The 10,268-nt window shown below is 47.5% G+C and carries 5 protein-coding genes and 2 pseudogenes; 6 read left to right on the plus strand and 1 reads right to left on the minus strand.

The window, feature by feature from the left end; translation table 11 throughout:
- The coding region (locus tag BN93_RS02115; protein WP_044259440.1) for an acetate/propionate family kinase at positions 1-529 on the plus strand (529 nt) is incomplete at its 5' end.
- Between the two features lie 1,317 nt (positions 530-1,846).
- On the opposite strand, the pseudogene BN93_RS18370 reads toward BN93_RS02115, so the two are convergent.
- A pseudogene (locus BN93_RS18370) lies at positions 1,847-1,958 on the minus strand (IS5/IS1182 family transposase); the annotation flags it as partial.
- Between the two features lie 636 nt (positions 1,959-2,594).
- Between BN93_RS18370 and BN93_RS02120 the strand changes: the two are divergent.
- From BN93_RS02120 to BN93_RS19155, 5 genes and pseudogenes are all read left to right on the plus strand, one after another.
- A complete protein-coding gene (locus tag BN93_RS02120) occupies positions 2,595-3,440 on the plus strand; it encodes a hypothetical protein (RefSeq protein ID WP_009230942.1) in 846 nt (281 codons plus the stop codon).
- A gap of 447 nt (positions 3,441-3,887) precedes the next feature.
- Positions 3,888-7,148 (plus strand): SusC/RagA family TonB-linked outer membrane protein, encoded by a 3,261-nt coding sequence (locus tag BN93_RS02125; protein ID WP_044259443.1) that lies wholly within the window; start codon positions 3,888-3,890, stop codon positions 7,146-7,148.
- A gap of 29 nt (positions 7,149-7,177) precedes the next feature.
- Positions 7,178-8,728: a RagB/SusD family nutrient uptake outer membrane protein gene (locus BN93_RS02130; RefSeq protein WP_019186706.1), complete on the plus strand. Its 1,551-nt coding sequence runs from the start codon at positions 7,178-7,180 to the stop codon at positions 8,726-8,728.
- A gap of 730 nt (positions 8,729-9,458) precedes the next feature.
- Entirely contained in the window at positions 9,459-9,785 is a 327-nt protein-coding gene (locus tag BN93_RS02135; RefSeq protein WP_157462601.1) for a hypothetical protein, read from the plus strand.
- Between the two features lie 347 nt (positions 9,786-10,132).
- Positions 10,133-10,268, plus strand: a pseudogene (locus BN93_RS19155) (PorT family protein); the annotation flags it as partial.

A 10,268-nucleotide genomic window follows, 5' to 3' on the forward strand; every position in this document is an offset into this window, starting at 1 on the left:
TACGTCTATGGGACTGACACCGCTCGAAGGCTTGATGATGGGCTCGCGTTCGGGCGACATCGACCCTTCGGCCGTTACTTACCTCATGGAAAAGACGGGAATGCAGCCACAAGAGATGGCCGAATTCCTCAACAAGCAAAGCGGCGTGTTGGGTATCACGGGCATTTCGTCGGACATGCGCGAGATTGAAAGCGCAGCCGAAGAGGGCAACAAGCGCGCTAAGCTGGCCTTAGACATGTACAACTATCGCATTAAGAAATACATTGGTGCATACGCTGCCGCTATGGGTGGTGTAGACATCATCGTTTGGACGGCCGGTGTTGGCGAAAACCAAACGGGTACACGCCTTGATGCTTGCAGCGGATTAGAGTTCCTGGGCATTAAGATGGATGCCGAAGCCAACAAGGTTCGTGGCAAAGAGGCCATTATCTCTACGCCCGACTCGAAGGTTACGGTGTGCGTTATCCCCACCGATGAGGAACTTGTTATCGCCAGCGATACCGAAAAGCTTGTTAGCAAGCTAAAATAAGAGGGCAGTTAGCAAGGCAATAAAGCCTTTGCAAGCTGTTCTGTACACACTGTATGGAGCAAAAGGGGTTTATACCATTGTTCTTTTCTCGTTCCTCGAAAAGTGCGTTTTCTCGCCAAGGCAATGTTCGAGCAAGCTCGACGTTGTTCATTTGGCTTAACGAAAACGTTCGTAAACCGCATTTTGCCGTAAAGGTGTTCGTACAAAACTATTTGTAGTGCGGCTACAAGCCTTTTGTAGTCGCACTACAAGTATCTTGTAGCCTCCGTACAAGCCCCTTGTAATGCCAGTACAAGGGGCTTTGTTGTGCCGGTACAAGGGGCTTGTGCTGATGCTAGACATCGAAGTTGTCTTGTCTTTTAGTATTTCTATAAACAGAGAGGAGTGCACGACAAGTCAACTCACTGGCTTATAAACTCACGAAACCCCAACAACCGCCGAAGACATCAACTCTCCAACTCACAAGCTTACAAACTCACCAACTCACAAGCTCACCAACTCGCCAACTCACAAGCTCATCAACTCAAAAACTTAAATTGTTATCTTTTATTTTACAATGGTGCTCTGGTTTTCGCTCCGTTCTAGCGAAAATACAGCTCAAAAAGTAGGCAAAATGCCACTATTTCTAGCTTTTCATGCCTTGGAATTTGTCTATTTTTAAGCCAAGAGCCTGCATTTTGCACCATTTTGCCTTTCTATTTTGGCTGCCGGCTCGTATTTTTTCAACTCCAAAAACCTGCTTTTAGCCCCTAAAAACCCACTTTTCAACAACTATTTCGCCCTTTTCTGCCCTGTTTTTCATGGTTCATAAAGGTTTTGTTTATGCAATCGTAGTGTATTTTTATGCTTTTCGTATCACATTTAGCGGCATTTCACACTGCGTTTAGCACCAAAACACACTGCATTTAGCACCAAAACGCACAGCATTTAGCATCAAAACGCACTGCGTTTAGCGGCATATTGCACTGCGTTTAGCACCAAAACGCACTACATTTTGCTGCAAATGGCCCCAAAACGGGTGTTAGTGACGGTCGTTTTAAATAAAAATTCATTTTGTCTGCATGCACAACTGCCCCCTTTTGACACCAAAACAAACCTCCGCGAGAATCGATTTTTTGCGGCAAGGTGAACGATTGGTGGACAAAAAAGGCACTCACAATGTTAAAATTCTTACTAAAAGTTAGACAAAACGAGTATGCTGCATACACGCGCGAGTGGGCAACGGCACAGAGAATACGTGTGCTTGCTACCGCCAGTGCAAACGGTTGCAGGGCATGCTGCCCACGGCCAACGGAGACAACACCATGCAAACGCAGAAATAATCTGCCATTGGCAGCCAGGCTCTCAACTTGTAGAGAACGTATGGAATAACTTCAGCCAGGTCGCTTTCTGAAACATAGCCACGTTTTGCCACTGACAAATGGGGCATAATTTCAGACTTAATCGTACCTCATAGTTCGGCACTTCGTGCATGGTTGGGGTATTTATCTTGGTTTTACAATACAAAGACATAAACTCCTCTCAATTTGTAGAAATATTTAAAGTCAAGACGACTTCACTGTATGAGGCAAAAAAAAGGTTTATACTATTGTTCTTTTCTCGTCCCTCGAAAAGTGCGTTTTCTCGCCATGGCAATGTTCGAGCAAGCTCAACGTTGTTCATTTGGCTTAACGAAAACGTTCGTAAACTGCATTTTGCCGTAAGGGGTGTTCGTACAAAACTATTTGTAGTGCGGCTACAAGTCTTTTGTAGTCGCACTACAAGTATCTTGTACTGATGCTAGATATGTGTATGCGCAAACTCGTCCATCACACAATTCATTGCAAAGCTAATTTCTTTGAACCTGCCTTAAATCAAAGCCAACCTTCGTTTTATTATTCATATCAGCCCCTCATCCCGATGCCACATGTTTGCATTCACCCTGCATTTTTTATACAAAAAAGCATGGTGTGGTGGAAATAAAACTGTAACTTTGTGCATATAAAACCTAAAAGTGTTTTCAGAATAGAAACGAACCGCATGCCGTGGGCATGGCTATAAACCTATATACGACACGAAAGATATGATGACATTGATTGTAGTAAGCGGCTCGCGACACACCGACTGGGTGTTTGTTGAGGATGGAAAGATTGTGGAAAAGGCAAGAACAGAGGGACTTAACCCCTATTTCCAAACGCGAAAGGAAATTAGTAGAAGTGTAAGGCTGGGCTTGCCTGAGGAGTATTTTCACAGAAAACTGCAAAAAATTTATTATTATGGCGCGGGATGCAGCAACGAATCGAAAAAGAAAGTGGTGAGTACGTCTATCATTTCGCAGTTCAAGACGCCCACTTTCGTTGAGAGCGACTTGCTGGCAGCTGCTCGCGGCATGTGTCTAGACAAGCCCGGCATTGCCTGCATCCTTGATACGGGCAGCAATTCGTGCTTTTACAACGGCGAAGATATCGTGAAGAACGTGCATCCGGGTGGGTTCATCCTTGGCGACGAAGGCAGCGGGTCGGCTATGGGAAAGGCGTTCCTGTCGGACGTGCTTAAACGATTGGCACCCGAAGAGTTGGTGGTCGACTTCCTTTATAAGAACAATACCACGCCATCCGAGATGATGGAAAAGGTGTATAACGAACCCTTGCCGCACTATTATCTGGCCACGGTGAGCAACTTCTTGGCCGAACGGCCCAGCCATCCCTACGTGCGCGACCTCGTTTCAGAGAGTTTCCGCAGTTTTATACGCCGCAATCTGATACAATACGACTTCCAATCGCAGCCCGTTTACTTTATGGGTAAGGTGGCCACAACGTGGGAACACCTGCTGCGCGAGGTTTCTTCCGAGTTTAATTTTGTGCCTGCCCGTATCGAAACAGACATTATTCCTGGGCTGGTTAGTTACCACAATAGGCGAAAGAACCAATAACATGCAGCCTTAGGCGGCATAAAAAACGCCCAATATAGATTGAATAAAGATGCTTTTAGGGGCTAAAAACGAGCAAATAGCTTGTTTTTAGCCCCTAAAACATTAAAAATATAACTTTATAAGGCTTGTTCCAGACTTTTTTTAATACCTTTGCACCCGATTTTATTTAGGGTTAGCGGAGCGGCTCCAATTGCATTCAGCGATGCCATGTTGCAAACAACGGTTCATCAGAGGTGACCGTGCAGCCGCTACGAACAGTTAGTTTATGTTTTATCAGAATAGGAAATGATTTAAATTCAAAGGCAAGCGATTGCCACACACAAATTCGTTTTTACGGCAAATCCCTTTTTTGTTGCGCCTTTATTAAGTGGGGCGCATCGTCAAATACATTTGGATAACGGTTACGCATTCAACATTTTAATGTACAATTATTTTTTCTCACGCTTTATGAAACAGCGACACGTATTGCTGATGGCCCTTTTGGTTATCTGCACACTCAGTGCATTCGCACAACAAACAGTCACAGGTTATGTTTTCACGGCCGACGACCGCGAACCCGTTTTGGGCGCAACGGTGATGGCCACTGGCACTAAAATTGGTGCTGCAACCGACATCAACGGCAAGTTTACGTTAACAAACGTGCCTAATTCTGCCCGTAGCGTGGTGGTATCGTATGTGGGAATGAAATCGCAAACGGTGACCATCAAGCCCGAAATGAACATCTATCTCGAACCCGACGCCCGTTCGTTAGACGAGGTTGTGGTGCAGGTGGCCTATGGTTCGGCCAAAAAGTCCACGCTTACTGGTGCCGTGTCGCAGGTGGGCACCGAGCATATCGAGTTGCGCCCCGTATCAAGTGTTACCTCTGCATTGGAGGGAACAACGTCGGGCGTGCAGATAAACAGCACCTACGGCCAACCGGGCAGCAACCCCGCTGTGCGCATTCGTGGTTTCGGAACCGTGAACGGCAGTGCTGCTCCGCTGTATGTGTTGGATGGCGTACCCTTTTCGGGCGACATCTTCGAACTAAACCCTGCCGACATCGAGAGCATGACGGTGTTGAAGGATGCCGCATCGAGTGCGCTCTATGGCAATCGTGCATCTAACGGCGTGATACTTATCACCACCAAAAAAGGCAAAAGCAACAAGTTGTCTGTTAACCTCCGCGTTAGTCAGGGCACATATACGCGCGGCATTCCCGAATACAAGTTGCTCAACCCGCGTGAGTTTATGGAGGTGAGTTGGCTAAACCTGCGCAACTCGCGGATGACTGATAAGAAGGCATCTGCTGCCGAGGCTGGCGAGTATGCCTCGAAAAACCTCATTGCCGATGCCTTGTACCTCAACATCTTTAATAAGGCCAACGATGCCCTGTTCGATGCTAACGGAAAGCTGGTGGCCGATGCACAAATCCTGCCTGGATATGCCGGCGACCTCGACTGGTACGATGCCACCATACGCCGAGGCGCACGTCAAGAGTACAGCCTTAGCGCCAATGCCGCCAACGAGAAGAGCGATTACTATTTCTCGGTGGGCTATCTCAAAGAGAACGGCTACGTTGTAGGCTCCGATTTTAAACGACTCACAGGTCGGGCCAACATGAATTTGCGCCCAAAGAAGTGGTTCACAACTGGGTTTAGCCTCAATGGGTCGTATCAAAAGAGCAACTTGGCCGACAATGGGTCCGAAAGTTTCAAAAATCCCTTCATGTATAGCCGTACCATTGCGCCCATCTACCCCGTGCATCTGCACAATGCCGACGGCTCGTATCGAACGGATGCGCTGGGCAACTTGCAGTACGACCCGGGCAGCTACACCGACGACAACGGGCAAGTGGTGCTTACCCGAAACCAATTTGGCGACCGCCACGTGGCGTGGGAGAACGAATTGGACAAAGACAGAACCGTGCGCAACACGCTTGAAGCAACGTTCTACACCGATTTTAAGTTCTTAAAGCACTTTACCTTTACCCTTAAAGGGCAAACCAGCATGCGCAACAACGTTAACGACACTTACGACAACCCCACCATTGGTAACGGTAAAGGCAATAACGGACGCGCATCCCAAAGGCTCGACCGATATAGGGAATACAACTTCCAACAGCAACTAAACTGGAACCGCGAGTTCGACAAGCATACCGTTAGTGCCTTGCTGGGTCACGAAAACTATTATTGGTATCATAAATACACGCATGGGCGCAAGGCCAACATAAAAGTTCCTGGCCAAGAAAACTTCTCTAACTTCAGTGCCATCACTTCGCTTAGCGGTTACGAAGAAGACTATGCCACGGAAAGCTATTTGGGGCGCGTGCGCTATAACTACGACGACAAGTACACGGCAGAAGTTTCTTTCCGCCGCGATGGTTCTTCGCGTTTTGCACGGGCTGTGCGTTGGGGCAACTTCGGTAGCGTGGGTGCTAGCTGGATGGTGTCGCGCGAGGACTTCATGAAACCCGTGAAATGGGTGAACAGCCTGAAACTTCGTGCCGACTATGGACTTGTTGGTAACGATGCCGGGTCGGGCTTGTACTCGTATCTAACGTTCTACGGGGCTGGCCAAAACAACAACAAAGGCGCATTCTACCTCACCCAGATAGGCAACGACGAGCTGAAATGGGAAACGGGCGCATCGTTTGGCCTTGGCGTAGACGCGCGACTGTTCAACAGATGGAACCTCAGCGTTGAGTATTTCAACCGCCGCAACCGCGACTTACTCTTCGATGTGTACATGCCGCAGTCGGCAGGGGCCACCGATTCCGACGAGTCCTTGCCTTCGATAACGCGAAATCTGGGAACAATTGAGAACCAAGGTTTCGAGATAAACACCGATGTAGACATCTATAAGAACAAGAATTGGACGGTGAATTTCGCCACCAACGCCTCGTTCATCAAGAACAAGGTCGTCTCTTTGCCCGAACAAAATAAGGACGGCATACTCTCTGGCGCTTACAAAATCGTGGAGGGCCGCAGCCGTTACGAGTTCTTTACCTACACATTTGTGGGTGTAGACCAACTTACGGGTAACTCGCTCTATAAGATTAACACCGACAACAATTACTATACTCGCGCCGATGGCACCGTGGTTGGCAACACCGGCGGCACAGACATCACTGCTAACGTTACCGAGATAAACGGCCAGTACTTCGTAAACGGCACCACATACGCACAGCGCGAGTTTCATGGCTCGGCCATTCCCAAGATGTACGGCAGCTTTACCACCACGGTGAAGTGGAAGTCGCTGGCCTTCTCTGCCCTTTGCACCTACGCTTTGGGTGGTAAGGTGTACGACAGCACTTACTCGTCGCTGATGTCAACCAGCACTGGCCCGTCTAATTACAGTGCCGACATCCTCAACTCGTGGCGCGAAACTCCCGCGGGGATGACCGCTACCTCGCCCGATCGTATTTGGTATGGTGGCACACCGCAGATAAACAGCAGCAAAAACAAGGACAACAATGCCGTTTCCTCGCGGTGGATAACCAACGGAAACTACTTCGTTGTGAAAAACGTCAACCTGAGTTACCAGCTACCCCAAAAGTGGGTGCGCGCCATCGACCTCGACAACGTGCGCCTAAGTTTCTCTGCCGAGAACCTGCTCTCGCTTTCTTCGCGCCGCGGACTTAATCCGCAGCAGGCTTTTAGCGGCATGCTCGACAACTATGCCGTAACGCCACGCGTGTTCATCGTGGGCCTCGAAGTTAAGTTCTAGTTCTTTTCCCCCATATAAAAACAATTCGTATGAAAGCTACATTATTATATGTTTACGCCCTTTTAGCTGCACTTACATTGGGTGCATGCAGCGAAAATTACCTCGATACCGAGAGCAACAACGCCGAAAAACGACTGATTCTCTCTAACACAAGCAACATCGCTATGGCTGTTAACGGCCTTAGCAAGATGATGAGTACCCAGTATCTTAAAACGCAGGGAATGAACGGAGAGGGCACAATACTTACCCAATACGGCAATCTTCATGGAAATGATTTCCAAAAATGCGACTTTACGTTATGGTTACAGATGACCAACCTCGACTTCGTTGAAAACTCCACCAGCATATACGACTATTATCCGTGGTATTATTACTACAAGATTTTGGGCAATGCCAATGCCATCATCAGCAATGTTGATGCGGCAACAGGTCCCGACAACGAGAAACGTTTCCTCAAAGCGCAGGCGTTAACATTCCGCGCTTATTGTTTCTTCCGCCTGTCGCAACTCTATTCCAAGCGTTGGGCCGACAGCAACAACGGGGCTAGTAGGGGCGTTGTGCTGCGTTTAGACGAGAGTACGGGCAACATGGCGGTTTCTACATTGGCCGAAACCTATGCGCGCATATATCAAGACCTCGACGATGCTCTGGCACTTTACGCCGAATCTAAGCTTAATAGGGACGGAGACGAGAACTATGCCGTAAATGCAGACGTGGCTCATGCCATCTATGCAAGGGCTGCACTGACGCGCGAAGACTGGGCAACGGCAGCCAGCCATGCTGCATCTGCACGCGCTAACTACACGCTGATGAACAACGCCCAATACGTTGACGGTGGTTTTAACGCGCCCAATAAAGAATGGATTTGGAGTGTTTACAGCAATGCGCAAGAAACGTTGCATTATTTCCAGTTCTTCGCCTTCCAAGGAAGCAATTCTAATGCAGCAGCCGCGCGTAACTATCCTTGTGCCATCAGCAAAGAGTTGTACGACTCTATCCCCACCACCGATGTTCGCCGCGCCATGTTCCTCAACCCCGACACAATGACGTTTAACACGTCTAGTGGACTTGCAGGTAAGTGGATGACCGCTTATGCAAAGCGCGTTTACAAAAAGAAACTGTACAGCACCAGCCGCATCTATGCCTATATGCAGTTTAAGATGCAGGCCGTAAGTAATCCTGGGGTGGGAGAGATTCCCTTGTTCCGCGCGGCCGAAATGTATCTTACCGAGGCCGAGGCCAATTGTCATCTGGGGAAAGAGGCTGAGGCGCAGGCCTTGCTTGTGGCTCTGAACAAAACTTCGGGGCGCGATACGGCCTACACTTGCACCAAGACGGGCGACGAACTGTTGGCCGAAGTGCGCCGCTATCGTCGTATCGAGCTATGGGGCGAGGGCTTCGACTGGTTCGACTATAAGCGTTGGAACTTGCCCATCGTAAGGCGTACGTTTGCCGATGGCGGCAGTTTCCACTCTGCTTTCGCCGTTACCATAAAGCCCAACGAGAAAAACAACTGGACATGGGTTATTCCTAGTCGCGAAACTGATTACAATAAGCTTATCACTTCGAACAAGGAGTGAAAAACGCCTGTCCCCAACCCTTTTCCTCTTGGAGAGGGGTTGGGGCTTTTTTATCCCAAAGCGGTCATTAAGAAACTTATCTTTCTTTTTGCTGTAAAAAGCACAGTATGCTAGCAAATGATTGGTCCTCCATGAATACCTCAGCAACGAGTGGCGCGAACTAAGCCGCAAGTATGCTGGCAAATGATTGGTCCTCCATGAATATCTCTGCCGATTACGGGAGACGTTTCGTTATACTTTACTTTCAAAAAGCTTAGCGGCCGATTTGAATTTATGTTTTATTATTTTTACAAAGATACTCTAATTTTCGCTCCGTTCTAGCGAAAATACGGGTTAAAAAGTAGGTAAATGACTACCATTTCTAACCTTTCGCGCCTTTCGCCTTGTCTGTTTTCAAGAAAAAAGCCTGCATTTTGCACCATTTTGCCTTTCTAGTTTGGTCGCCACCTCGTATTTTTTCAAGCCCAATTATCCGCTTTTTGCCCCTAAAATCCTACTTTTTAACGACTATTTTGCCCTTTTCGGACATGTTTTTCATGGTTCATAAAGGTTTTATTTATACCATTGCAGCGGATATTTATGCTTTTCGCCTAGCATTTAGCCGCATTTTACTTTGCGTTTTGCACCAAAACGCACTGCATTTAGCACCATTTCACCTTGCATTTTGTACCAAAACGCACTGCATTTAGCGGCATATTGCACTGCGTTTAGCACCAAAACGCGCTACATTTTGCTGCAAATCGCCCAAAAACGGGTGGTGGTGGCGGTCGGCTTAAATAAAAATTCATTTTGCCTGCATGTACAACTACCCTCTTTTTGCACCAAAACAAACCTCCGCGAGAATCGATTTTTTGCGGCTAGGTGGGCGATTGGTGGCAAAAAAGGCACTCATAATGTTAAATTTCTTACTGAAAACAAGACAAAGCAGATTGTGCTGTGTACACATGCAAAGGCAATGGTGACGGAAAGCATGTACGCTTACAACTGCCAACGCGAGCAGTTGCAGGGCATGCTGCCCACGGCTAACGGAGACGACATTATGCAAACACAGAAATAATCTGCCATTGGCAACCAATTCTCAACTTGTAGAAAATACATTGAATAACTTTCACCAGGTCACTTTTTGAGGCATAACCACGTTTTGACACAGGCAAGTGGCGCAGGATTTCAGATTTTATCGTTTGCTTGTCCAGTACTTCGTACATGCGCGGAGTGTTTATCTTGGCTTTACGGTACAAAGATAATAAACACCTCTCACTTTGTAGATATTTTAAAAGTCTAGATGAGTTCGTAAAATATTTTTTCGCAAAAAACATTGCTTGTTCCAAAAGAATGATTAAATTTGCGGAAGAATGAGGAACTTCAGTCCCTTAGAAACATTAATAACAAAAAAGTTAGACTGTTATGGGCACAAGATTTAATTTACTTATTCTTTTTATCGTCTCCTGTCTTTCACTAAGTGCTCAGGAGGGTGCATTCAATGCCGGTGTCCGCTTGGGCGGCGGTTATAGTGTCAACAGTCATGTAGACAAGATATTAG

This window comes from Prevotella conceptionensis 9403948, assembly GCF_000312305.1.
Classification (GTDB): Bacteria; Bacteroidota; Bacteroidia; order Bacteroidales; family Bacteroidaceae; genus Prevotella; species Prevotella conceptionensis.

Coding starts and splice junctions, on each gene's coding strand:
- BN93_RS02120 (WP_009230942.1), top strand. CDS start 2,595: ATGACATTGATTGTAGTAAGCGGCTCGCGACACACCGACTGGGTGTTT.
- BN93_RS02125 (WP_044259443.1), top strand. CDS start 3,888: ATGAAACAGCGACACGTATTGCTGATGGCCCTTTTGGTTATCTGCACA.
- BN93_RS02130 (WP_019186706.1), top strand. CDS start 7,178: ATGAAAGCTACATTATTATATGTTTACGCCCTTTTAGCTGCACTTACA.